This window comes from Streptomyces sp. TG1A-8 (genome assembly GCF_030499535.1).
GTDB lineage: Bacteria > Actinomycetota > Actinomycetes > Streptomycetales > Streptomycetaceae > Streptomyces.
Map to the genome: position 1 here is coordinate 5,988,043 of NZ_JASTLB010000001.1, position 23,242 is coordinate 6,011,284.

The following is a 23,242-nucleotide window of genomic DNA, read 5'->3' on the forward strand; positions in this document are numbered from 1 at the left end:
GGGAGTGTGTCCGCGTCACCCGTGCCCCACCGATTCGGCCTTCGGCGTGTCCGGTGGCAACAGCGGTCCGCAGTCCCACTGCTGGAAGATCAGCCGGGTCTCCACCCGGGCCACCTCCCGGCGGGCCGTGAACTCGTCCAGCACCAGCCGCTGCAGATCGGCCATGTCCGCCACGGCCACGTGCACCAGGTAGTCGTCGGGCCCGGTCAGGTGGAACACCGTCCGTGACTCCGGCAGCGCGCGGATCCGTTCGACGAACGGTCCCACCAGCTCCCGCCGGTGCGGTCTCACCTGCACGGACAGCAGCGCCTGAAGCCCCCGCCCGAGCTTCGCCGGGTCCAGCCGCAGTTGATGGCCGAGGATCACGCCCGAGCGGCGCAGCCGGGCCACCCGGTCCAGACAGGTCGAGGGCGCCACGCCCACCTGGGCGGCGAGGTCCCGGTAGGTGGTCCGGGCGTCGTTCTGCAACAGCCGCAGCAGATGGAGATCGACCGGATCCAGTACGACTGATTCCACCATCCGCCGAACGTAGCACGGCGAACGGCGCCACCGGCCCGTGCGGTGTTCACCCTTTGGTCATGGACACAGCGAGCACCGGTGCCTACGACGACGTACGCACCGCGCCCAGAGCACTGGCCACCGAGGCCGTGCACGCCGGCCGCGACGACCTCGTCCGGCAGGGCCTGCACGCCCCGCCGATCGACCTGTCCACCACCTACCCCTCCCACGAGAGCCGCGCCGAGGCCGCCCGCATCGACGCCTTCGCCGCCGACGGCGCCGACCCGGACGGCCCACCGGTCTACGGCCGCCTCGGCAATCCGACCGTCGCCCGCTTCGAGACCGCGCTCGCCCGGCTGGAGGGCACCGAGTCGGCCGTCGCGTTCGCCAGCGGCATGGCCGCCCTCGGCGCGGTCCTCCTCGCCCGCTCCGCCACCGGCCTGCGCCACGTGGTCGCCGTGCGCCCGCTGTACGGCTGCAGCGACCACCTGCTGACCGCCGGCCTCCTCGGCACCGAGGTGACCTGGACCGACCCGGCCGGCATCGCCGACGCGCTGCGCCCCGACACCGGGCTGGTGATGGTCGAGTCCCCGGCCAACCCCACCCTCGCGGAACTCGACCTGCGGGCCGTCGCCCACGCCTGCGGCTCGGTGCCGCTGCTCGCCGACAACACCTTCGCCACGCCCGTGCTGCAGCGCCCCGCCGAGCAGGGCGCGCGGCTGGTCCTGCACAGCGCCACCAAGTACCTCGGCGGGCACGGCGACGTACTGGCCGGCGTGGTCGCCTGCGACGGGGAACTCGCGGGCCGGCTGCGGCAGATACGGTTCGCCACCGGTGGCGTCCTGCACCCGCTGGCCGGCTACCTGCTGCTGCGGGGCCTGTCCACGCTGCCGGTACGGGTGCGCGCCGCCTCCGCCAACGCCGCCGAACTGGCACGCCGGCTGGCCGCCGACCCGCGCGTGGCCCGGGTCCGCTACCCGCGGCTGGGCGGCGCGATGGTCGCCTTCGAGGTGCACGGCGACCCGCACGAGGTCATCTCCCGGGTGCGGCTGGTCACCCCGGCGGTGAGCCTGGGCAGCGTGGACACCCTGATCCAGCACCCGGCGTCCATCAGCCACCGCATCGTCGACGCCGGCGACCGGCGCGGCGCCGGGGTCGGCGACCGGCTGCTGCGGCTGTCGGTGGGCCTGGAGGACGTGGACGACCTGTGGGCCGACCTGGACCGGGCGCTGGGGGAGCGGACCCGGACGCCGGCGCCGCTGCGGGAGGCGGTGCGGTGACGCGCCGCCCGGCGGCCGCGGCCGGCGGTGCCGCACCCCACCGCCGGCCGCGGCCGCCGGGAGGGTCGCCGTCGCGGCGGTCCGGCCCGGAACCGGCGGCGCCCCGCACGCGGCGCCCCGCGCGCACCCGGCCTAGCACCCGGGTGCCGGGCCGGGTGCGCGCGGCGGACGTCAGTCGCGCCGGGCGGGGTCGCCGGATGTCCGGCTGCCGGTGCCGTACGGCTCCCGGGGCGCGCCCGGCGCGCTGTCCAGGCGGGCGGTGATGACCAGGGTGCCCTCCTCGATCTGGTAGTCGAGGGGCAGCCCGAGGCCGCGCATCGCGGCGACCATGCCGGTGTTGGAGGCCTGCGTGACGGCGTACACGCTCGCGCAGCCCGCCTCGCGCGCCATCGCCACCAGCCGGCCGAGCAGTTCGGCACCGATCCCGCGCCGCTGCCACTCGTCCTCGACGAGCAGCGCGACCTCGGTCTCGTCCCCGTCCCACAGCAGGTGCCCGAGGCCGACGATGCGGCCCGGGCCGGTCTGCGCCGCGAGGGTACGGCCGAAGCGGGGGCTGAGCAGGTGGTTCAGGTAGCGGTCCGCGTCGCCGGCCGGCCCGTGGTAGCGCATCCCCAGGGTGTGCGGCGAGCACCGCTCGTGCATCGCCCTGGCCGCCGCCAGGTCACCTGTGCCGGCCCGGCGCACGGTGATGTCGTCGCCCTCGGGCAGCGTCAGCACGTCCTGGCCGCGCGGAACCCGCGGACCGAGCCGGCTGTCCAGCTCCACCAGTGCCCGTGCCCGCGCGAACTCGGTCGGCGTGAACGGCAGGTACGGCCGCTCCACGGTCAGCACTCCGCCCCCCGGCGCCCGCAGCCGCATGACGGTGTCCTCCAGGATCCCCTCGACCGGCACGACCGCCGGTCCGCGGTCCTCGCCGGCCGACGCGGCGGGCAGTGAGCGGATGGTGCAGCGGCCCAGCAACTGGCGCAGTGACAGAGGCAGTTCAGCGGTATCCAGCGCGGTGCGCGTCGCCAGGCCGAGGACCCGGGTGGGCGCGTCCACCAGGTCGTGGGCGTCGGCCCGCTCGATCCACGTGGAGGTGCCCCCGGCCAGTGCGACCTCCCGGGTGATGCCGGCCGCCGCCAGCGCCTGCGGTGCCCGCAGCAGGAACTCGTCCACCGTGCCGTCGGCCAGCGGGTGCGTCTGCAGGCTGAGGATGTCGACCCGCTGTCCGGCCAGTGCCGTGCACAGCGCGGCCAGCGAGCCGGGTTCGTCCTTCACCGTGGTCCGCATCCGCCACAGCACGCTCGCCCCGGCCGCGTCCCCGGGCCCGCCCGGCCGCGTCCCGGCGGACGGCCGGGCGCCGGTATCACCGGCCGGCGGTGCGTGCCCGTGGCGCCGTGCCCACCAGCTGTGGAAGGCCGCCGTCGCGGCGAGCACGACCGCGGAGACCACGAGCAGCGCCGGGCCGTCGGGGCCGTGCCCGATCAGGTTCGCCACCGCGTCCGCGACCGCGACGGCCGTGAACAGGGCGGCGAGTTCGACGATGTCGCGCCGCCAGTGGTGGACCGGCCGTCCGTGCCTGGACCGCGTCGGGTGGGACATGTCTGGAGTCATGCAGCCACTGTGAAGGAACGGTGTTGCGTGATCACTAACGGTTTGTGACCGATGGGTTAAGCATGCTTGCGCCCTTTTTGTTGCTCTTTCCATTGTTGAAGGGCGCGAGCACGTCCGGCACGGCTCGGGGCCGCCCCCTCGGCCGCCACCGGGGCGGTCCCGGACGGGGCGGGGGCCCGCGGGGCGGGGACCGGGCGGGAGCGGGAACCGTGCCGCGCTCCGGGGGATGACGCCGGTGCGCGGCACGGCTTCGAGAGTACGGGACCGGGTGGTCCCGCCGACGGCCTACCGTCCGATCCGGCCCGGCCGCGCTGTACGGGGCCGGGCCGCCGCGCAGCGGGGCCGCCGGGAACGCGAGGGCGTCCGGCGGCCCGGGGGGCGACTCCCAAAATGGCCGGAAAACGGCGGGCGCGGTCCGCGGCGGCCGATGGTGCCGGGCGCAGGCGCGGCGTGCGGTCCGGGGTGACTGGGAGCGTCCTGGACGCCGGCGCGTCCGGGGGTCCCGTCAGCGGCTGCCGTCGAGGATGACGCGGGCGACCAGTGCCGGGTCGTCGTTCATCGGGCAGTGCCCGCAACCGGGGAGCCGGATCAGCCAGGCGTGCGGGATCAGCTGCTTGAGGCGGATCCCCTGGCGGCGCATGAGGATCCGGTCACGGGTGCCCCAGGCCACGGTGACCGGCAGACCCGGCAGGGTGTCGGTGAACCGGACGGTGGTGCCCGCGCGCAGGGTCGCGCCGAAGCCGGTGGCGCCCGCCAGCGCCAGCGTCTCGGCCACCACGGCCTCGGGTGAACGGCGGGCCGGGCGGGCGTAGATGGTGTGCGTCAGCGCCGTGCGGCCGGCCGCGCTGCGCGACAACCGCTCCACCAGGGGCAGCGGGAGCCGCCGGGCGATGCCCCGCATCGTGAGCAGCAGGCCGAAGGCGTAGCGACGTTCGGCCTCCGACCAGAAGCCGGCCGGGGACAGGACCGTGACGGAGCGGACCAGCTTCCCGCGGCCCAGTTCCAGGGCCAGCAGGCCGCCCAGCGAGTTGCCGGCCACGTGCGGACGGTCCAGCCCCAGCGCCTCGAACAGGGCGCCGAGCACGCTGTTCGTCGTGGGCAGGTCGTACTCCAGGCCGCCGGGCAGGCCCGGGGACGCTCCGAAGCCCGGCAGGTCCACGGCGATCACCTCGCGCTCGGTGGCGAGGATGTCCACGACCGGGTCCCAGGCCTGCCGGTGGTGGCCGATGCCGTGCAGCAGGACCAGCGGTGCGCCGCGCCCCGCGCGCGTAGGAGACGGTCACGTCCTCCGGGCCGTGCGGGGCGGGGACCGTGAAGGAGACGGTGGCGGACATGGGTGCTCCTCGTCCGGGCTGCCGACGGATGATGTGGACGGCTTGTCAGCGATTACTACCGGCGGGTAGCCCCTCGGTGGCCCGGGTCGGTGCGGTGCAATGGCGGTGGCGGTGGCGGTGCGACGGCGGCCCGGCCGCGCGGTCGGCCCTGTGCCGCGCCACCACGCGCGTGCGTGCGAACGCCTCGTGAACGCTGTGCGGCGCGGTCCCCGGGCGCTGCCCCGGGGAGCGAGGATTGGTCTTGACCAAGGGTGGCGGCCGCCCTATGGTCGCAGATAAGTGCAACAACCTTTAATAAACAAGGGCGCTAAAAACCGCCGGATCACGGCTCTTGCGGAGGACAGGGTGGGGACCACGCAGCTGGAATCGGTACCGGAACCGAAGTACTGGCATCTCAAGACCGTGCTCAGCGAAGCACTCGACTCCGAGTTCTCGGTCGGCGAGATCCTGCCCAACGAGCGCGACCTGGCCGCCCGCTTCGGCGTGGCCCGCGCCACGCTCCGCCAGGCCCTCGAACAGCTGGAGCTGGAGGGCCGCTTGCAGCGCCGCCGCGGCGTCGGCACCACCGTCGCGCCCCCGCGCGTGGGCGTGGACGTCGGCACCGAGCAGCCGGACTGGCCGGGGTCCGCCGACGACGCCTGGCAGCCCGTCGACGCGGTGCGCTCCGTCCCGCCCGCGGCCGTGGCCGCCGCACTGGAGACCGGCGCCGGCGACCCCGTGCACATCGTGCGCCGCTCGCGGACCTCCCACGGCCGGCTCGTCGCCACGGAACTGCTCTACGTCCCGGACCCCTCGGTCCCGGACCTCACCGCCATCGACGCCCCCTCCGGACCGGCGCGCGCGCGTGCCGTGCTGCGCGAACTGCAGCGCCGGGAACTCGACGGCCAGGACCGCGCCGTCGAACTGGGCTCGGCCCGCGCGGACGACGCCAAGGACCTCGGCCGGCTGCCCGGCTCGCCCGTCCTGGTCGTCACCACCCGCTTCTTCGCCGGGGGCCGCACCGCCGCGCTCTCCGTGGCGACCTACCGCGCCGACACCTGCCGGCTCACCTTCGGCGACTCGCCCGGCGTCGAGATCCATCCCGGCCCGGAGCGGCGCGCCTCCTGAACCGCCGTCTGCCGTACGGCCCCGCCGCGCCCCGGAACCGTTCCGGGGCGCCCGGCGTTCGGGGCGCGGAATCCGCTCAGCGCCGCCCCGTCACCGTGCCCCCCACGGCGAACAACTGCTCCTCCGCGTGGTCGAGGGCCAGCCGCAGCGCGCCCGTGGTCACGGCCGCCTCGCCCAGCAGGGACAGCGTCACGCGCGGCGGGCGCAGGCAGTAGCGGGCGAGTTTGCCGCGCAGCGGATCCAGCACGCCGTCCAGGCCGGCCGCCCAGCCGCCGATCACCACCAGTTCGGGATCGAGGGCCAGCACCAGCGCGGCCACGTCGTGCACGAGCCGCTGGACGAACCGCTCGACCGCGTCCCGCGCCCGCTGCTCCCCCTTCCGGGCGAGGGCGAACACCTCGGTGACCGCCTGCTCGTCCAGCGGGTGCAACGGCTCGCCCGTGGTCGACAGCAGCGTCTCCGGGGTCGCCTCCCGCCCCAGCAGGTGCAGCGCGCCGATCTCCCCGGCCGCCCCGCCGTACCCCCGGTGCAGCCGCCCGCCGATCAGCGCACCCGCGCCCGGGCTGAGCCCGGCCAGGACGAACACGACGTCGTCCGTCCCGGTCGCGGCCCCCTTCCAGTGCTCGGCGACGGCCGCCGCGTTGGCGTCGTTCTCCACCAGCACCGGGCACGGGAAGGACCGGCTGAGCCGCTCGCCGAGCCGCAGTCCCGTCCACTGCGGCAGCGCCGTGCCCAGCCGTACCGTGCCGTCGGCCTCCACGATGCCCGGTGTGCCCACGCCCACCGCCCGCAGGGAACTGCGGGCGACCCCGGCCCGCCGCAGCAGTTCCGCGACCGCGCCGCGCAGCCGCTCCAGCCGCTCGTCCGCCGGAGCCGCCTCGTCCACCTCCTTGGCCTGCGTGCCCAGCACCCGTCCGTCCAGGTCGGACAGCAGCGCGGCGACCCGGTGCGCCCCTATCTCCAGGCCCAGCAGATGCCCGGCCTCGGCCCGGAACCGGTACCGGCGGGCGGGCCGGCCCTGACGGCGCGCGGTGCCCTCGTCGGCCGCCTTCTCCACCACCAGCCCGGCCTCGACGAGCCCTTCCACGACCCCCTCGACGGTCGGCCGGGACAGTCCGGTGACCTGGGTGATCTCGGTGAGCGTCGCGCAGTCCGCGGCCCGCAGCGCGTGCAGCACCACCGCGGAGTTGATCCGTCGCAGCAGCGAGGGATCGCCACCGGTCAGCTGCCCCACCGTACGTCCTCCCAGCTCGCGGCCGTGTTGGGCGGATCGTACTCGGCCCGGCCCACCCCGGCGAGTGCCGGGCGCGACGGCCCGCGGGACACCGCAGGACCGGTCCGGCGCGTGCGCGGCGATCACCACCCGCGTCCACCCGCGTCCGGCCGCGTGCCCGGGGCCCGGGGCCCGGCGGGCAACGCCCTCGCCCGCGGTCCCGCCGCCGTCGTCCCGGCCACCGCCGGACGCCCGGGAGTTCCCGCGGCGCGCGGCCGGACGGACGACGGGGTCCAGGTGTATCGCCCTGTGAGGTGGGGGACGCGGCTGGCGGGTGGTCGGCCTTTCAGCGCGGTGTGTCCGCGGTGGTGAGTGCAGGTGTGCAGCCGGTCGGGGAACGTCTCGCGCCGTTCGGCTTCTGAGCGGTAGGGGCAGGCGCGGGCCCATTCGTGGAGCAGGGTGCGGTTGAAGCGCTCGACCTTGCCGTTGGTCCGCGGCCGGTGGGGCCGGGTGCGCCTGGGGGCGATCCCGGCCGCCGTGAGAGCGTCGCGCCAGTCGCGGGAGCGGTAGCAGGCGCCGGTGTCGGTCGGGACCCGCTCGACGGTGATCCCGGCTGGGCGAAGAAGGTGTGGGCCCGTTGCCGGAAGCCGGTGGCGGTCTCCTTGCGCTCGTCATCGAGGATTTCGCCGTAGGCCAGGCGGGAGCGGTCGTCCACGGCGGTGCGCAGGCAGCTGTAGCCGGCGTTCCTGCGGGTCCTGCGGCCCGCCTGGCGGCCCAGCACCTTGTGACCGCCGCCGTCGGGGATGTTGCCCAGCTTCTTGATGCCGACGTGCACCAGCTCGCCGGGACGTTCGCGTTCGTAGCGGCGTGTCGTCCGGCCGGTCGCGCGGTCCAGGTGCGCCAGGCGGGCCAGGCGGTAGCGGGCAAGGACGCGGTGCACGGTCGGGGGTGCCCTCTGCAGCAGGTGGGCGATGCGGGCCGGGTCCCAGCGGCACAGGACGCGGACCTTGATGATGCGCCGTTCGGTGCGGGTGGGTGTCCTTCGGGGGCTGTGATGCGGGCGGGAGGAGCGGTCGGTCATCCCGGCCTCGCCCAGAGCCCGGTACCGGTCGGCCCACCGCTGGGCCGTGGTCGGCGAGACCTGGAAGCGTTCCGCGGCACGACGCAGGGGCCAGCCGTCCTCGACCACGCAACGGGCCGGACGCAGACGGCCGGTCCCGGTCAGGGGTGCATCGCGGTGGGGCACGAGGGCCTTTCCGCCGCTGGTGCAGACGTCGCCATCCACACCGGGCCGGAAGGTCCTCACCCATTTCAAGATCACACGTCGGTGATCGCCGTCACCCGTCCCCAACCTCCGTGGACGGAACAGCTAGGCCTCCGCGGCCTCCCGCAGCCGCGCGAACTCCTCGGCCATCGTCGCCTTCGTCCAGTGCGCGTTCAGCCCGCTGGGATTGGGCAGCACCCACACCCGGGTGTCCCCGATGGTCCGCTCCTGCGGACCCACCCGGGCCGCACGGTCGTCGAACGCGGCCCGGTACGCGGTCACCCCGACCACGGCCAGCCACTTCGGCCGCCACCGCGTCACCTTCTCGGTGAGCAGCCGGCCGCCCTCGACGTACTCCTCGGCGGCCAGTTCATCGGCCCGTGCGGTCGCTCGCGCCACCACGTTCGTGATGCCCAGCCCGTACGACGGCAGTTCGTGCTGCTCGGCCGGCTTCAGCAGCCTCGGGGTGAAGCCGGACAGGTGCAGCACCGGCCAGAAGCGGTTGCCGGGGCGGGCGAAGTGCTGCCCCGTCGCCGCCGACATCAGACCCGGGTTGATGCCGCAGAAGAGCACGCGCAGGCCGTCCGCGACCACGTCCGGGACGAGCAGGTCGCGGGCGGCCTCCAGTTCCGCCGGGGTGAAGCGCGGCGAGCGGGTCAGAGGATCGCTCCCGGGGTGTAGCCGGCGGCCGCCGGGTGCTGCTTGACGACCTCCTCGATCCGGCCCACGACCACGCCGACCTGGTCGGCGGCCGCACCGGTGAAGGACAGCCTGTCGGCCATCAGCGCCCGCAGCTGCTCGCGGTCGAGCGGCAGGCGTCCGTCGTCGGCGAGCTTGTCGAGCAGGTCGTTGCGCTCGGCGCCCTGCTCGCGCATCGCGAGGGCGGTCGCCACGGCGTTCTCCTTGATCGCCTCGTGGGCGACCTCCCGGCCGACGCCGGCGCGCACCGCGCCCATCAGCACCTTGGTGGTCGCGAGGAACGGCAGGTAGCGGTCCAGCTCGCGGGCGACCACCGCCGGGAAGGCACCGAACTCGTCCAGGACGGTCAGGAAGGTCTCCAGCAGGCCGTCCAGGGCGAAGAAGGCGTCCGGCAGCGCGACCCGGCGCACCACCGAGCAGGAAACGTCGCCCTCGTTCCACTGGTCGCCCGCCAGCTCGCCGGTCATCGAGGCGTAGCCGCGCAGGACGACCATGAGGCCGTTGACGCGCTCGCAGGAGCGGGTGTTCATCTTGTGCGGCATCGCCGAGGAGCCCACCTGGCCCGGCTTGAAGCCCTCGGTCACCAGCTCGTGCCCGGCCATCAGCCGGATCGTCCTGGCCAGTGAGGACGGCGCGGCCGCCAGCTGCACCAGCGCGGTGACGACCTCGTAGTCCAGCGAGCGCGGGTAGACCTGGCCGACCGAGGTGAACGCCTGCGAGAAGCCCAGGTGCCGTGCGATCCGCTGCTCCAGCTCGGCGAGCTTCGCCGCGTCGCCGCCCAGCAGGTCCAGCATGTCCTGCGCGGTGCCGACCGGGCCCTTGATGCCGCGCAGCGGGTAGCGGCCCAGCAGCTCCTCGACCCGGCCGTGGGCGACGAGCAGCTCGTCGGCGGCCGTCGCGAAGCGCTTGCCGAGGGTCGTGGCCTGCGCGGCCACGTTGTGCGAGCGGCCGGCCATGACCAGCTCGGCGTACTCGCCCGCCAGCTTGCCCAGGCGGGCCAGCACGGCCACCGCGCGGTCGCGCACCAGCTCCAGCGAGAGCCGGATCTGCAGCTGCTCGACGTTCTCCGTCAGGTCCCGGGAGGTCATGCCCTTGTGCACGTGCTCGTGCCCGGCGAGGTCGTTGAACTCCTCGATCCGCGCCTTCACGTCGTGCCGGGTGACCTTCTCGCGCTCGGCGATGGAGGCCAGGTCGACGGTGTCGAGGACACGCTCGTAGTCGGCGATCGCCTCGTCCGGCACCTCGATGCCGAGGTCCTTCTGGGCCCGCAGCACGGCGAGCCAGAGCTGCCGCTCCAGCTTCACCTTCTGCTCGGGGGACCAGAGCGTGGCGAGCTCGGCGGAGGCGTAGCGTCCGGCGAGGACGTTCGGGATGCGGGGCTTGGCGGGCGCTGGAGTCACGTGTACGGATTCTACTGGCGGTTCGTGCAGGCCGGCGCCACGGGCGGGTTCGGCGTAACCCGCGAAACTCCCGCCACGCCGTCGGCCGGGGTCCTGCGTCCGGATCCTGCCGGGCTCGCGGGGGCCGGCCCGATCCGCACGAGGGACCCTAGGCCACCGGCGGTTCGTACGGCAGCAGCTCGGGCCGCTTGGCCGGGCGGCCGTCGCCGGAGGAGCGGCCGGTCAGGCGCCTGCCTATCCACGGCAGCAGGTGCCGCCGGGCGAACCGCGCGTCGGCGACCCGGCGCGCCAGCCAGTGCGGCGGTGCGGTGGCCGCCATCGGCGTGTGCCACCCGGTGTCCTCGGCCTCGTGGCCCAGCGCCTGCCAGACCGCCTCGGCGACCCGGCGGTGCCCCTCGGCCGTCAGGTGCAGCCGGTCCACGTCCCACAGCCGCGGATCGGCCAGCGAGGGCGCCCCGTACAGGTCGACGACCAGGGCACTGTGCTTCTCGGCCAGCTCGTCCACGCAGGCGAACAGCTCCTCCATGCGCGGCCGGAACCGCTCCAGCACCGGGCCCTGCCGACCGGGGCTGCGCATCAGCACGAGCTGCTTGCAGGAGGGCGCCAGCCGCTCCACGGCCTCGGTCAGCAGATCCCGCACCCGGCCCATGTCGCACTTGGGCCGCAGGGTGTCGTTCAGCCCGCCGACCAGCGTGACGACGTCGGCGTTCATGGCGGCCGCCACGTCCACCTGCTCGTCGACGATCTGTCCGATCAGCTTGCCGCGCACGGCCAGGTTGGCGTACCGGAAGCCGGGGGTGCGGGCCGCCATCCGTGCGGCCAGGAGGTCGGCCCAGCCCCGGTAGGAGCCGTCGGGTAGCAGGTCCGACATGCCTTCGGTGAAGGAGTCGCCGACCGCGACCAGGCTGGTGTACGGGGGAGGTGTGGGATTCGTCTGCATGGCGACAGCGATGGTATCCCGGCCCCGTACCCGCCGGTCGGTCGCCCTGGGAGGGGGCCGTGGACCGGTCTGCGGACCGGTCCACGCGGGTTCACGCGGGCTGTCCGAACAGCTGCCGCAGCACGTCCTCCATGGTCACCAGCCCGGCCAGCCGCCCGTCGTCGCCGAGCACGGCCGCCAGGTGCGTACGGCTGCCCCGCATGGCCGTGAGCACGTCGTCCAGCGGCGTGCCCTCCCGCACGCGCGCGATGGACCGCATGTCCCGCAGCCGGAACGGCACGTCCCGCGGCAACTCGTCCAGCGCGTCCTTGACGTGCAGGTAGCCCACGATCCGGCGGCCCGCGTCGACCACCGGGAAGCGGGAGAAGCCCGACCGGGCCGACAGCCGCTCCAACTGCTCCGGGGTGACGCCCACGCGTGCGTACACCACCCGCTCCAGCGGCACCACCACGTCCCGCACCGGCCGGCTGCCCAGCTCCAGGGCGTCGTGCAGCCGCTCCTGCGCCCGGTCGTCGATCAGGCCCGCCTCACCGGCGTCCTTCACGATCTCGGCCAGCTCGGCGTCCGAGAAGGTCGCCGCGACCTCGTCCCTCGCCTCCACCCGCAACAGCCCGAGCAGGCCGCTCGCGAAGGCGTTGACCGTGAAGATCACCGGGCGCAGGGCCCGGGCCAGGGCGACCAGGGGCGGGCCGAGCGCCAGCGCGCTGCGCACCGGTTCGGCCAGCGCGATGTTCTTGGGCACCATCTCGCCCAGCAGCATGTGCAGGTACGTCGCCAGGGCCAGCGCGATCACGAAGGACACGGCGTGGCCCGCGCCCGGGGCCACGCCGGCCGCGTGGAACGCCGGCTCCAGCAGGTGGGCGATGGCGGGTTCGGCGACCACGCCCAGGACCAGCGTGCACAGCGTGATGCCGAGCTGTGCGGCGGCCAGCAGCACGGACACGTGCTCCAGTCCCCACAGCAGGGCCTTGGCGCGCCGGTCACCCTCCTGGGCCAGCGGTTCGACCTGGGAGCGGCGCACGGAGATCAGCGCGAACTCGGCGCCCACGAAGAAGGCGTTGACCACCAGGGTCGCCAGCCCGATCAGCAGGTGTGCGACGGTCATCGGACCCCCTCCGCCCTGCCGCGGTGCAGGGCCTCGCCGTGCCCGTCGGCCGGCGGCGCGTGCAGCAGCACCCGGGCCGCCCGATGCCCCGAGGCGTCCACGACGTCGAGGCGCCAGCCGGCCACCTCGACGGCGTCCCCGGCCTCGGGTATCCGGCCCAGTCCGGTCGCGACGAGGCCGGCCAGCGTCTCGTACGGGCCCTCGGGGGCGCGCAGGCCCACGCGCGCGAGCTGGTCCGTGCGGACGGCGCCGTCCGCCGAGTACAGCGCCCGTCCCCCGTCGTCGGTGCCGGCGGGAACCAGGTCGGGCACCTCGTGCGGATCGTGCTCGTCGCGCACCTCGCCGACGACCTCCTCGACGATGTCCTCCAAGGTGGCCACGCCCGCCGTGCCGCCGTACTCGTCGATGACGACGGCCATGGTGCGCCTGCCGCCCAGCCGGTCCAGCAGCCGGTCCACGGTCAGCGACCCGGGCACCAGCAGCGGTTCGCGCATCACCTGGGCGACCGTGCGGCGGCGCCGCTCCTCGGACGGCACGGCGAGCACGTCCTTGATGTGGGCGGTGCCGACCACCGAGTCGAGGCTGCCGCGGTAGACCGGAAACCGGGACAGCCCGGTCGCCCGGGTCGCGTTCGCGACGTCCTCGCAGGTCGCCTGGGTGTCCAGGGCGACCACCTGGACGCGCGGGGTCATCACGTTCTCCGCGGTCAGGTCGGCCAGGTTCAGCGTGCGGACGAACAGTTCGGCGGTGTCCGGCTCCAGGGCGCCCTCCTTGGCGGAGTGCCGGGCGAGGGCGGCCAGTTCCTGGGGTCCGCGCGCCGAGGCCAGTTCCTCGGCGGGGTCGAAGCCGAGCCGGCGCACGATGCGGTTGGCCGTGTTGTTCAGGTGCGTGATGAAGGGGCGGAAAGCCGCGCTGAACCACCGCTGCGGGGTGCCCACCCGCCGGGCCACGGCCAGTGGCGAGGAGATCGCCCAGTTCTTGGGCACCAGCTCGCCGACGACCATCAGGAACACCGTCGACACGGCCGTGCCGAGCACCAGCGCGACCGAACCCGCCGTTCCGGGTGACAGGCCCACCGCCCGGAACGGGCCGGCCAGCAGCTTCGCGATCGACGGCTCGGCGAGCATGCCGACCACCAGGTTGGTGACGGTGATGCCGAGCTGGGCGCCGGAGAGCTGGAAGGTCAGGTTCCGCGCGGCCTTCAGGGCGCCCGCGGCACCACGCTCGCCGCGCGCGGCAGCCCGCTCCAACTCGCGGCGCTCGACCGTGGTCAGCGAGAACTCGGCCGCCACGAAGGCACCGCAGACGAGCGAGAGCAGGACCGCCAGCAGGAGGAGGAGCACTTCGGTCATCGGGTCACCCCCGTCCCATGATCGGACAGCGGGGGACGGGCCGCACGGTGCCGCGGACCGGGAGGGTCGTCCATGGGCGGACGCTCACAACCTTTCATGGAGAGCCGAGTACTCCCTCCAGGGTAAAGGACGGGCAAAGAAGCGTCGTGGGCTCGGCCGGACAGCGGTGGCGTCCGGCGACGCCGGTACTCCCGCGGCGGGTACCCGGCCGCCCGCCGGGCATGCTGCGCCGTCCCGCGCGGCCCCGCCCCACCCCGTCCCGCCCCACCCCGCCCCGTCGCGCACCGGCGCCCTCGCGCCGCCGCGTCGGCCGCGGGCCGCGCGAAGCGCTCCGCGGCGGCGGCCGGTGGCGTGCCTCCGGCGCCCTGCCGCCGCCACCGTGGTGCGCCGCGAGCCGCTGCGGCCGGCGGCGCACGCCGGCCCGGCGGCCACCGTGCCGACCGGCCCGCCCCGGCTCCGACGCGCCCGGTCCCGCACGGGCGGGCAGGAGCCGCGGGGGCGGGGATCAGCGCCGTGCGCGCCGGGGCGCACCCAGGGAGTCCCCGGGCCGGGCGGGACCCGCGTGCGGCGGTGGCGGTGCGGGCGACCCGCTCCCGCCGTCCGCCCGGCCCGTCCCGGTCACGGGGCCGTCCGCGCGCGGAACGCGTTCGCGTCCCACGTGCCGTGCAGGCCCGGCGCCAGCCAGCCCGGTGCCGCCGCGCGGAAGTGCGCGGGCGGCAGGGAGCCCGCCCCGGCCGGCAGGGCGCCGAGCAGCGGGGCCGAGGCGACCTCCGGCAGGTCGGTCACGTTGCAGCGGGCGGCCAGGTCGGGGGAGCCGGGCCAGCTGCCGATGACCACGCCCGCCGGCTCCAGCCCGCGCGAGCGCAGTTCGCGGACCGTCAACTCGGTGGCGTTCAGGGTGCCCAGGCCGGCCGGGGCGACCACCAGCACCGGCGCGCGCAGCAGCTCCGCCGCGTCCGCCAGGGTGCCGCCCGCCGCGTCGAACCGCACGAGCAGCCCGCCCGCCCCCTCGACCAGCACCAGGTCGTGCTCGGTGGCCAGCTTGGCGGCGGCCTCGGCCACCTCCCGCGGACGCACGGGGGCCGTCCCGGCCCGCCGGGCCGCCGTCCCCGGCGCCAGCGGATCCGGATAGCGCGCCACTTCGGCGGCGGTCACCGCGCCCGCGAGCCGCGCGACCTCCTCGGCGTCCCCGGGTTCGCCCGGCCGCACGCCCGTCTGCGCGGCCTTCAGCACGGCCACCGAACGTCCCGCCGCCAGCGCGGCGGCGGCGACGGCGGCGGTCGTGACCGTCTTGCCGACCTCCGTGCCCGTGCCCGTGATCACCAGTACCGGCATTTCATCCCTCCTGCGCGGCGGCGCACACCGCGCGCGCGATCCGTGCCACGTCCGCGTCCTGCGTGACGTACGGCGGCATCGTGTAGACCAGGTCGCGGAACGGGCGCAGCCACACGCCCTCCCGCACGGCGGCCCGGGTGGCCGCGGCGATGTCCACCTCGTGGTTGAGCTGGACGACGCCGATGGCACCCAGGACGCGCACGTCCCGCACGCCCGGCAGGCCGGCGGCCGGCGCCAGGCCCTCGCGCAGGCCCGCCTCGATCCGCCGCACCCGGGCGCGCCAGTCCTGTCCGAGCAGCAGTTCCACGGAGGCGCAGGCCACGGCCGCCGCGAGCGGGTTGCCCATGAACGTCGGGCCGTGGGCGAGCACCGGCACCCCGCCCCGCGAGATGCCGTCGGCGACCCGCGTGGTGCACAGTGTGGCCGCCATCGTCAGGTAGCCGCCGGTCAGTGCCTTGCCCACGCACATCACGTCCGGCGCGACGCCCGCGTGCCCTGCCGCAAACAGCGCGCCGGTGCGTCCGAAACCGGTGGCGATCTCGTCGAACACCAGCAGCACGCCGTGCGCGTCGCACGCCTCGCGCAGCACCCTCAGGTAGGCGGGGGAGTGGAACCGCATCCCGCCCGCGCCCTGTACCACCGGCTCCACCACCACGGCGGCCAGTTCGTCCGCGTGCCGCTCGATCAGCTCGCGCAGACGGGCCGCGTACGCCTCCTCGTACCGGGCCGGCGGCGCGTCCGCGAACACCTGGCGCGGCAGGATCCCGGTCCACAGCTCGTGCATCCCGCCCTCGGGGTCGCACACCGACATCGGCTGCCAGGTGTCGCCGTGGTACCCGCCCCGCCAGGTCAGCAGCCGCTGCTTGCCCGGACGGCCGAGCGAACGCCAGTACTGCAGGCACATCTTCACCGCGACCTCGACCGACACCGAGCCGGAGTCGGCGAGGAACACGTGCTCCAGGCCGTCGGGCGACATGTCGACGAGGAGTTTCGCCAGCCGCACGGCGGGCTCGTGGGTGAGGCCGCCGAACATCACGTGGCTCATCCGGCCGAGCTGGCGCCGCGCGGCCTCGTTGAGGACCGGGTGGTTGTAACCGTGGATCGCCGACCACCACGAGGACATGCCGTCCACCAGTTCCCCCGAGCCGTCCGCGAGCCGCAGCCGGACCCCGCTCGCCGACTCCACGACGAGCGGCTCGGCACGCCCGGGCATCGGACCGTAGGGATGCCACACGTGCCGCCGGTCCAGCTCCAGCAGCTCCGGCACGCCCAGGGCGGGCCGGCCGGACCGGTCAGGCATTGGGCGCGAGGTCCGTTCCGGCGCCCCGGCGGCGCACGGCGACGAGGTCGGTGCGCGGCTCCTGCGCCGCGGGCGCGGCCGCCGTGCCGCAGATCCCGCCGCCCCCGTGCGACCCGCACCCGGCATCCGCGTGCGCCCCGGGGCCCGTCCCGGCGTGGGAGCCGCAGCCCGCGCCCCCGGACGGCCCGCACCCGCCGGCGGCCGCCCGGTGCCCGGGCAGCGTCACCTCGTCGGCGCCCTCCACCTCGAACCCGGCGTCCGCGATCATCTCCAGGTCGGCCCTGCCCGCCTGGCCCTCGCTGGTCAGGTAGTCCCCGAGGAAGATCGAATTGGCCAGGTGCAGGGCGAGGGGCTGCAGGGTGCGCAGGTGGACCTCCCGGCCGCCGGCGATGCGCACCTCCACGTCCGGGCAGACGAAGCGGACCATCGCCAGGATCCGCAGGCACCGCTGCGGGGTGAGGTTCCACTCCTTGGCCAGCGGGGTGCCCTCGAACGGGATGAGGAAGTTCACCGGAACGGAGTCCGGGTCCAGCTCGCGCAGGGAGAACACGACGTCGACGAGGTCCTCGTCGCTCTCGCCCATGCCCGCGATCAGACCGGAGCAGGCGGACAGACCCGCCGCGTGCGCCTTGTGCACCGTGTCCACCCGGTCGGCGTACGTGTGGGTGGTGGTGATGTCCCCGTAGGCGGCCTCGGAGGTGTTCAGGTTGTGGTTGTAGGCGTCCGCGCCCGCCTCGCGCAGCCGCTCGGCCTGGCCGTCGGACAGCAGGCCGAGGCAGGCGCACACCTCCACGCCCTCGTTCTGGTCCTTGATGGCCCTGATCGTCTCGGAGACCCGGTCCACGTCCCGGTCCGTCGGACCGCGCCCGCTGGCCACCAGGCAGACCCGCTTGGCGCCCCCGGCCAGACCCGCCGCGGCCGTCCTGGAGGCCTCGTCGGGCTTGAGCCAGGTGTACTTCAGGATGCCGGCCGTGGAGCCGAGCCGCTGGGAGCAGTAGGAGCAGTCCTCGGGACACAGGCCCGACTTGAGGTTGACCAGGTAGTTGAGTTTCACGCGCCGGCCGAACCAGTGCCGGCGCACCCTGCCGGCCGCGGCCACCACGTCGAGCACGTCGTCGTCGGAGGTGGCCAGTACGGCCAGCGCTTCCCCGCGGGTCGGCAGTTCGCGCCGAAGCCCCTTGTCCACCAGCGTGTTCAGCAGGTCCATGGGGCCCGATCCTGTCCTACGGGAGCGCTCCGGGCCAAGGAGGGTTCGCACGACGCGAGCGGTTCGCCGTGTGGGTATCGCCACACGGGGGGCGGCCGGCCGTGCCGCTAGTGTCTGTCCGCCACCCACAAGAGCCCGGAGGACCCATGGCGTTCGGCTGGATCGACGAACAGGCCGAGGCGCGCCGCCGCGCCGGCCTCGTGCGGACCCTGCGCCCGCGCCCCGCCGACTCGCCGCTGCTGGACCTGGCGAGCAACGACTACCTGGGCCTGGCCCGCCATCCCGAGGTCGTTGAGGGGGCCGCCCGGGCCGCCCGGACCTGGGGCGGCGGCGCCACCGGCTCCCGGCTGGTGACCGGCACCACCGAGCTGCACACCGAACTGGAGCGCGAGCTGGCGGACTTCTGCGGCTCCGAGGCGGCCCTGGTCCTGTCCTCCGGTTACGCCGCCAACCTGGCGGCGGTCACCGCGCTCGCCCCGCACGGCTCCCTGATCGTCTCCGACGCGGGCAACCACGCCTCGCTCATCGACGGCTGCCGGCTCGCCCGCGGCACCGCACAGGTCGTCCGGCACGCCGACCCGGACGCCGTGCGCAAGGCGCTGGGCACGCACCGGGGGGAGGCCGTCGTCGTCTCCGACACGGTGTTCTCCGTCGACGGGGACGCGGCACCGCTGTCCGCGCTGGCGGGGGTGTGCCGGCGACACGGCGCGGGGCTGGTCGTCGACGACGCCCACGGGCTCGGCGTGCTGGGCGACGGCGGCCGGGGCGCGCCGCACGCGGCGGGCCTGGCGGGCGCCGGGGACGTGGTCGTCACGGCGACGCTGTCCAAGTCGCTGGGCAGCCAGGGTGGGGTGGTGCTCGGCCCGGCCAGGGTCATCGAGCACCTGGTCAACGCGGCACGGACGTTCATCTTCGACACCGGTCTGGCCCCGGCGGCCGTGGGCGCGGCGCTGGCGGCGCTGCGGCTGCTGCGCCGGGAGCCGGAGCGGGCGGCGCGGGCCCGGGCGGTGGCCGCCGGGCTGCACGCACGGCTGACCGCCGCGGGTCTGGACGCGGTGCGTCCGGACGCCGCGGTGGTCTCCGTGCGGGCTCCGTCCCCGGAGAGCGCCGTGCGCTGGGCGGCCGGGTGCCGTACGGCGGGTCTGGCCGTGGGCTGTTTCCGTCCTCCTTCCGTGCCCGACGGCGTCTCACGGCTGAGACTGACCGCCCGTGCGGACCTCTCCGGGACGGAGATCGAACGCGCTGTACGAGTGATCGACGAAACACGACCATGAGTCGGCGTGACACGGCCGGGTGTCGCTCCGGAATGATCGAAATCGATCAGTGCCGGATGTGATCGGGAAGGGTCGGCCGGAGGGTGTCCGGCGGGACGTGGTGCATTCGGGTGACGGGGACGGCGGGGACGGCGGTCACCTCAGCCCGGCCACGAACCCCGCCCAGCTCCCGGGGGAGAAGAGCAGCGCGGGTTTGTCCGGGTCCTTGGAGTCGCGCACGGCGAGCAGCCCGGCCCAGGGGCCGGAGCGCGGCCGGGCCGTCTCCACGCAGTTGTTCGCTCCCGTGCTGTAGCTGCTGCGCAGCCAGCGCACGTCGTGCAGGTCGGTACTGACAGGGACGTTCCGAGGTAGCACTGACATGGTGCCTCCTTATGCGCCATGACCTATTCCGGCGATGTAATCCAACGAGTCACCGGGGGAAAGGGCGTGCTTCTGAAGGGCGTTGAAGGCCTCCGAGTAGGCCTTGAGGTCTCCTTTCCGTTCCAGATAGAGGCTACTCGTCAACTGGTCAACAACAACCACATCGAGATCGGAAATGCTCGGAAATGAAAAGATAACGAAAGGCCCGGTGAGGCCGATATGCGCCCCCGCGGTGAACGGCAGTACCTGGAGCCGTACCTGGGGCAGGCGTGCGGCCTCCAGCAGCCGTTCCAGTTGCCGTGCCATCACCTCCGGGCCGCCGACCTCACGCCGTAGTACGGCCTCGTCCAGTACGGCGTTCAACGCGAGCGGCGGATCCGAGCGCAGCACGTCCTGCCGGGCCAGCCGCACCTCCACCAGCGCGTCCAGCCGCTCCTCGTCCACGTCGGCCACGCCCTCCATGGCGGCCCGGGTCACCGCGCGGGCGTACTCGGGTGTCTGCAGCAGCCCGGGCACCACCGAGGTCTCCAGGGTGCGCATCGCGCAGGCCTGCGACTCCAGGCTGATGAAATCCCGGTAGGTGGGCGGGAGCACTCCGCGGTAGGCGTGCCACCAGCGGTGCCGGCCGCCGGCGGCCGACGAGCCCGCCAGGGCCAGCAGCAGTTCGCGTAGTTGGGCGTCGCGCACCCCGTAGGCGTCCAGGAGTAACCGGACGTCGGAGGGTTTCACCCCGCTCGCTCCGGTCTCGATGCGGCTCACCTTCGACTGGTGCCAGCCCACCAGACGGGCCGCCTCGCCACTGGTGAGCCCCGCCCCGGTGCGCAGCGTGCGCAGTTCGGCGCCCAGTTTCCGGCGCCGCACCGCGGGACCGTTCTGCATGGGGGTACTCCTTACTCCCTCCGGGCCGCCCGAATACGGTCTCGCGTCGTGGAGTTCACCGCTTCGAGCGACAGATATATGCACAACCTGGTGGATCGCTGCCCCGACCGGCCCGGTAATGGCAGTCTGGCGAAGAAGCACCAAAGCGGGACCGTACTCGAACCATCCACTCCTCGTCGGACTGCGGTCCCCTGGGAAAGGGGCGACGTCGCCATGGCAGACCATCTGGAAGCGTCCATCACTCTGCCGAGCGCCCCCGCCTCGGTCTCCACGGCCCGCTCCTACGCCTTGGGCACCCTCGCGGAGTGGGGTCTGCCGCCGGACACCGGGGTCGCCGACTCCGTCCGGCTCATCGTCTCCGAACTCGCGACGAACGCCGTGCAGCACACCCTCGGGCAGTCGCCCACCTTCACGGTGCACATCGCGCTCGACCACGGCGGACGCCTGCGTGTCGGCGTCACCGACAGCCATCCGCGCTTCCCGAAGAGACTGCCCGCCGCCGTCCAGCAGGACAACGGGCGCGGCCTGGTCATCATCCGCTGGCTCACCGCCGAGTGCGGCGGCAGGCTCCGCGTCCGCCCCACCCGCGAGGGCGGCAAGACGGTCTCCATCGAACTGCCCGGGACGCTCCCGGCCCGGCCGGTCACGACGGCGGTCCGGCGGGAGCCCTGACGCCTGAGGAGGGGGAAGGTTTTTCCACCGCGGGAACGCCCGCTGCGGGCCGGCGGGCGGACACGGCCGGCCGGGCGCGGGCAGCGGCACACGTGAAGAAGCCGGGCGGTGAACGCCCGGCGGCGGGGGAGGGAGGGAGAGGCGGACGAGGGTGCCCCGGAGGAAGCGCGACGAGCTGTGCCCCGGCCACCCTCAAGTGGCCGGGGCACCCCACGCACGGCCGGCACCGGGACCGCGCAACGCGGTGCCCGGGCCGGCGGGCGCTCATCCGTCCCCGGTGCCGCGTCCGCGCCGGCTGCGCGTGCTCGACACCCCGCGGCCGCGTCCCGGCGGACCGGCGCCCCGCGCGGGCCGCGGCCCCGCCCGCGGCCCGCGTGACCGCGGCCTCCCGCGGCGCCCGAGGCCGCCTGCCACGGCTCCGGCCCCGCTGCCGGAGCCGCTCACGGCCCGGGACGGGTCAGCCGACGCGGCCGTACCAGACGCTCCTGGTCCAGATCTTCTGCAGCCGCACCACGTCCCCGCTCTTCGGGGCGTGCCAGATCCTGCCCTTGCCGGCGTAGATCCCGACGTGGTAGACGCTGGAACCGGAGTGGAAGAACACCAGGTCACCGGCCTTGCGCTTCTTGGCCGAGATGTGGTGCGTCTTGTTGTACTGCTGGGCGGCCGTGCGCGGCAGCTTCTTGCCCGCCTTCTTGAACGAGTAGACCGTCAGCCCCGAGCAGTCGAACCTCCGCGGCCCGGTCGCCCCCCACTTGTACGGCGCGCCCTTCTTGGACGCCGCGACGTGCAGTGCCTTCGCGGCCGTGGTCGCGGCCGAGGCGTCGGCGGCGAGACCGGGGATCACGAGGGAACCGCCCACGGCGGCGAGGGTGAGAGCCGACGCCGTACCGGCACGGGCCACCACCGACGGGACACGATTGAGCGCAGTCATGCGCAACCCTTCGTCAGCCGCCTGTGAAGGATGACCTGTCGGATTCGGGCTGGCGAAGTTGCCCGGCCGCGTTGCCGCGGCTTCACCCCAAGGGCTGCTCGGCACGACCGCCCGTCTGTGACGAACGTCCGTCCCGGCGACCCGTCTTGCTCGGGTCCTCCACTCCTGCCGATCCACTCCTGTCGACCCGTCATCCGGGCGGCGGCAGGACTCGGCGTCCGCCCGGATCGCCCCGCCGCTGCGGCGGGGGCTTGTCGTCAGTCACGGATCTTGACTCACAACTGGCCCGAAATCCCAATGGAACCGGGTGTTTGTGGCGATCCTCACGACTCGTCCGTACGGGTGCCGAAGGCGGTGCCGACTCCCCGTCAGTTCCCCTGCACAGTCGCTGACCTGGGACGGAACACTTCCCCACGCCTTCGGCACCGGTGCGGTGTGCAAGTCGAAAGAGAAGAAAATCGACATGGAGATACACCGGTCGGGGGTAGACCGGACGGGTCGTTTCAGGTCCGGGCCGGCGGCACGCGTGGTCCGCCGGCCCGCACGCCCGTGTCGGTCCGGGGCCGGGAGGCAGCGCGACCCGCGCGGTGCGGCGTTCGCCGTCCAGCACCCGCAACGCCCGCGCCAGGGTGCCCCCGTGCAGTTCGGTCTCGCCCCGCCGGTGCGTCAGGGCGAGCGCGTCGCGCGGTTCGGAGCTCGCCGACCTGATCGACCGGGTGGTGTACGGCGGGGAGCGCGTCGTCGTGACGCGGCACGGCAAGCCCCTGGTCGCGCTGGTCCCGGCCGCCGACCTGGAGCGGCTCGACGCCCTCGACGAACCCGCCGGGGAACAGGTGGTCGGCTCGGTGTCCGCGGTGCGCGAGGCGGCGCCCGCCACGCGCGGACAGCAGCGCCTCGGGATCGCGGCGGAGCACCGGAGGCCGGGCGTGTCGTGACCCGCGCCGGACCGGGCGGCGGGGGGAGGGCGTCCCGGTATGGGGAACCCCATCGCGCGGTCATGCCGTGACCAAGGTCTGGTTAACGTCGCTGAAACTCCGGCGAACTAGCCTGCCGATCCACGCCACCAGGGGTTTCTTCCACCCGCGTTGCCCACGGCCGGGCGATTTGTCGGTGTGTTACACCTGTCCCGTCGCGGTGGCTGCGGCAACCGGGCCCCGCCGGTCCGGAGCGAGGACTGTGAGGTGGGACGTGCAACTGACCCCGCACGAGCAAGAGAGGCTGCTGATCCACGTGGCGGCCGACGTGGCCGGGAAGCGCAGGGCCCGCGGGCTCAGGCTCAACCACCCCGAAGCGGTCGCCCTCATCACGTCGCACGTCCTCGAGGGCGCGCGGGACGGCCGCACCGTCGCCGAACTGATGTCCTCCGGCCGTACGATCCTGACCAGGGACGACGTCATGGACGGCGTCCCCGAGATGATCCACGACGTGCAGGTCGAGGCGACCTTCCCGGACGGCACCAAGCTCGTCACCGTCCACGAGCCGATCGTCTGAGGAGC

20 protein-coding genes, 2 pseudogenes and 1 riboswitch are annotated in these 23,242 nt (G+C 74.5%); of the genes and pseudogenes, 6 read left to right on the forward strand and 16 right to left on the reverse strand.

Annotation, left to right across the window (positions count from 1 at the left end; all coding sequences use genetic code 11):
• Positions 1–15: 15 nt before the first annotated feature.
• Complete coding sequence (locus QQY24_RS26470) at positions 16–519, reverse strand: Lrp/AsnC family transcriptional regulator (protein WP_301975217.1); 504 nt, start codon at positions 517–519, stop codon at positions 16–18.
• 59 nt (positions 520–578) lie between these two features.
• Between QQY24_RS26470 and QQY24_RS26475 the strand changes: the two genes are divergently transcribed.
• Positions 579–1,778, forward strand: a complete 1,200-nt coding sequence (locus tag QQY24_RS26475) for a PLP-dependent aspartate aminotransferase family protein (protein WP_301975218.1) — start codon at positions 579–581, stop codon at positions 1,776–1,778.
• Between the two features lie 171 nt (positions 1,779–1,949).
• Here QQY24_RS26475 and QQY24_RS26480 read toward each other — a convergent pair whose 3' ends face one another.
• The gene (locus QQY24_RS26480) at positions 1,950–3,374 is read right to left on the reverse strand and encodes a GNAT family N-acetyltransferase (RefSeq protein ID WP_301975219.1); all 1,425 of its coding nucleotides are present in this window, start codon (positions 3,372–3,374) and stop codon (positions 1,950–1,952) included.
• A 505-nt stretch (positions 3,375–3,879) separates the two neighbouring features.
• A pseudogene (locus QQY24_RS26485) lies at positions 3,880–4,708 on the reverse strand (alpha/beta fold hydrolase).
• Positions 4,709–5,053: 345 nt separating this feature from the next.
• Between QQY24_RS26485 and QQY24_RS26490 the strand changes: the two are divergent.
• Positions 5,054–5,815 carry a GntR family transcriptional regulator gene (locus tag QQY24_RS26490; RefSeq protein WP_301975220.1) on the forward strand — a complete coding sequence of 254 codons (762 nt, stop codon included), beginning with the start codon at positions 5,054–5,056 and terminating at the stop codon, positions 5,813–5,815.
• 76 nt (positions 5,816–5,891) lie between these two features.
• On the opposite strand, the gene QQY24_RS26495 is transcribed toward QQY24_RS26490, so the two are convergent.
• From QQY24_RS26495 to bioB, 10 genes and pseudogenes are all read right to left on the reverse strand, one after another.
• Positions 5,892–7,049 (reverse strand): ROK family transcriptional regulator, encoded by a 1,158-nt coding sequence (locus tag QQY24_RS26495; protein ID WP_301975221.1) that lies wholly within the window; start codon positions 7,047–7,049, stop codon positions 5,892–5,894.
• A gap of 278 nt (positions 7,050–7,327) precedes the next feature.
• Positions 7,328–8,274, reverse strand: a pseudogene (locus QQY24_RS26500) (IS481 family transposase); the annotation flags it as partial.
• Positions 8,275–8,397: 123 nt separating this feature from the next.
• Positions 8,398–8,886, reverse strand: coding sequence for a G/U mismatch-specific DNA glycosylase (gene mug / locus QQY24_RS26505; RefSeq protein WP_301975222.1), 489 nt, complete (start codon positions 8,884–8,886; stop codon positions 8,398–8,400).
• A 62-nt stretch (positions 8,887–8,948) separates the two neighbouring features.
• Complete coding sequence (gene purB, locus QQY24_RS26510; RefSeq protein WP_301975223.1) at positions 8,949–10,391, reverse strand: adenylosuccinate lyase; 1,443 nt, start codon at positions 10,389–10,391, stop codon at positions 8,949–8,951.
• A gap of 148 nt (positions 10,392–10,539) precedes the next feature.
• The gene (locus tag QQY24_RS26515) at positions 10,540–11,331 is read right to left on the reverse strand and encodes an SGNH/GDSL hydrolase family protein (protein WP_301975224.1); all 792 of its coding nucleotides are present in this window, start codon (positions 11,329–11,331) and stop codon (positions 10,540–10,542) included.
• 91 nt (positions 11,332–11,422) lie between these two features.
• The gene (locus QQY24_RS26520; protein WP_301975225.1) at positions 11,423–12,436 is read right to left on the reverse strand and encodes a hemolysin family protein; all 1,014 of its coding nucleotides are present in this window, start codon (positions 12,434–12,436) and stop codon (positions 11,423–11,425) included.
• Positions 12,433–13,788, reverse strand: coding sequence for a hemolysin family protein (locus QQY24_RS26525; RefSeq protein WP_301975226.1), 1,356 nt, complete (start codon positions 13,786–13,788; stop codon positions 12,433–12,435). Before QQY24_RS26525 ends, QQY24_RS26520 begins: the two co-directional genes overlap by 4 nt.
• 618 nt (positions 13,789–14,406) lie before the next feature.
• Entirely contained in the window at positions 14,407–15,123 is a 717-nt protein-coding gene (bioD, locus tag QQY24_RS26530; RefSeq protein ID WP_301975227.1) for a dethiobiotin synthase, read from the reverse strand.
• Position 15,124: 1 nt separating this feature from the next.
• Positions 15,125–16,423 carry an adenosylmethionine--8-amino-7-oxononanoate transaminase gene (locus tag QQY24_RS26535; protein WP_301975228.1) on the reverse strand — a complete coding sequence of 433 codons (1,299 nt, stop codon included), beginning with the start codon at positions 16,421–16,423 and terminating at the stop codon, positions 15,125–15,127.
• Positions 16,416–17,630: a biotin synthase BioB gene (bioB, locus tag QQY24_RS26540; RefSeq protein WP_301975229.1), complete on the reverse strand. Its 1,215-nt coding sequence runs from the start codon at positions 17,628–17,630 to the stop codon at positions 16,416–16,418. Before bioB ends, QQY24_RS26535 begins: the two co-directional genes overlap by 8 nt.
• Before the next feature lie 146 nt (positions 17,631–17,776).
• Between bioB and QQY24_RS26545 the strand changes: the two genes are divergently transcribed.
• Entirely contained in the window at positions 17,777–18,904 is a 1,128-nt protein-coding gene (locus QQY24_RS26545) for an 8-amino-7-oxononanoate synthase (RefSeq protein ID WP_301975230.1), read from the forward strand.
• Positions 18,905–19,039: 135 nt separating this feature from the next.
• Here the strand turns inward: QQY24_RS26545 and QQY24_RS26550 are convergent, their stop codons facing one another.
• A complete protein-coding gene (locus tag QQY24_RS26550) occupies positions 19,040–19,264 on the reverse strand; it encodes a DUF397 domain-containing protein (protein WP_301975231.1) in 225 nt (74 codons plus the stop codon).
• A 9-nt stretch (positions 19,265–19,273) separates the two neighbouring features.
• A complete protein-coding gene (locus tag QQY24_RS26555; protein WP_301975232.1) occupies positions 19,274–20,143 on the reverse strand; it encodes a helix-turn-helix transcriptional regulator in 870 nt (289 codons plus the stop codon).
• 213 nt (positions 20,144–20,356) lie between these two features.
• On the opposite strand from QQY24_RS26555, the gene QQY24_RS26560 reads away from it, so the two are divergent.
• Positions 20,357–20,815, forward strand: a complete 459-nt coding sequence (locus QQY24_RS26560; RefSeq protein WP_301975233.1) for an ATP-binding protein — start codon at positions 20,357–20,359, stop codon at positions 20,813–20,815.
• A 457-nt stretch (positions 20,816–21,272) separates the two neighbouring features.
• Here the strand turns inward: QQY24_RS26560 and QQY24_RS26565 are convergent, their stop codons facing one another.
• The gene (locus tag QQY24_RS26565; protein ID WP_301975234.1) at positions 21,273–21,746 is read right to left on the reverse strand and encodes a C40 family peptidase; all 474 of its coding nucleotides are present in this window, start codon (positions 21,744–21,746) and stop codon (positions 21,273–21,275) included.
• Positions 21,747–21,748: 2 nt separating this feature from the next.
• Positions 21,749–21,879, reverse strand: a riboswitch (cyclic di-AMP (ydaO/yuaA leader).
• Between the two features lie 496 nt (positions 21,880–22,375).
• On the opposite strand from QQY24_RS26565, the gene QQY24_RS26570 reads away from it, so the two are divergent.
• Together QQY24_RS26570 and QQY24_RS26575 are read left to right on the forward strand one after the other, a co-directional pair.
• Positions 22,376–22,681, forward strand: a complete 306-nt coding sequence (locus QQY24_RS26570) for a type II toxin-antitoxin system Phd/YefM family antitoxin (RefSeq protein ID WP_301976366.1) — start codon at positions 22,376–22,378, stop codon at positions 22,679–22,681.
• Positions 22,682–22,934: 253 nt separating this feature from the next.
• Positions 22,935–23,237 (forward strand): urease subunit gamma, encoded by a 303-nt coding sequence (locus tag QQY24_RS26575; protein ID WP_301975235.1) that lies wholly within the window; start codon positions 22,935–22,937, stop codon positions 23,235–23,237.
• Positions 23,238–23,242 lie beyond the last annotated feature (5 nt).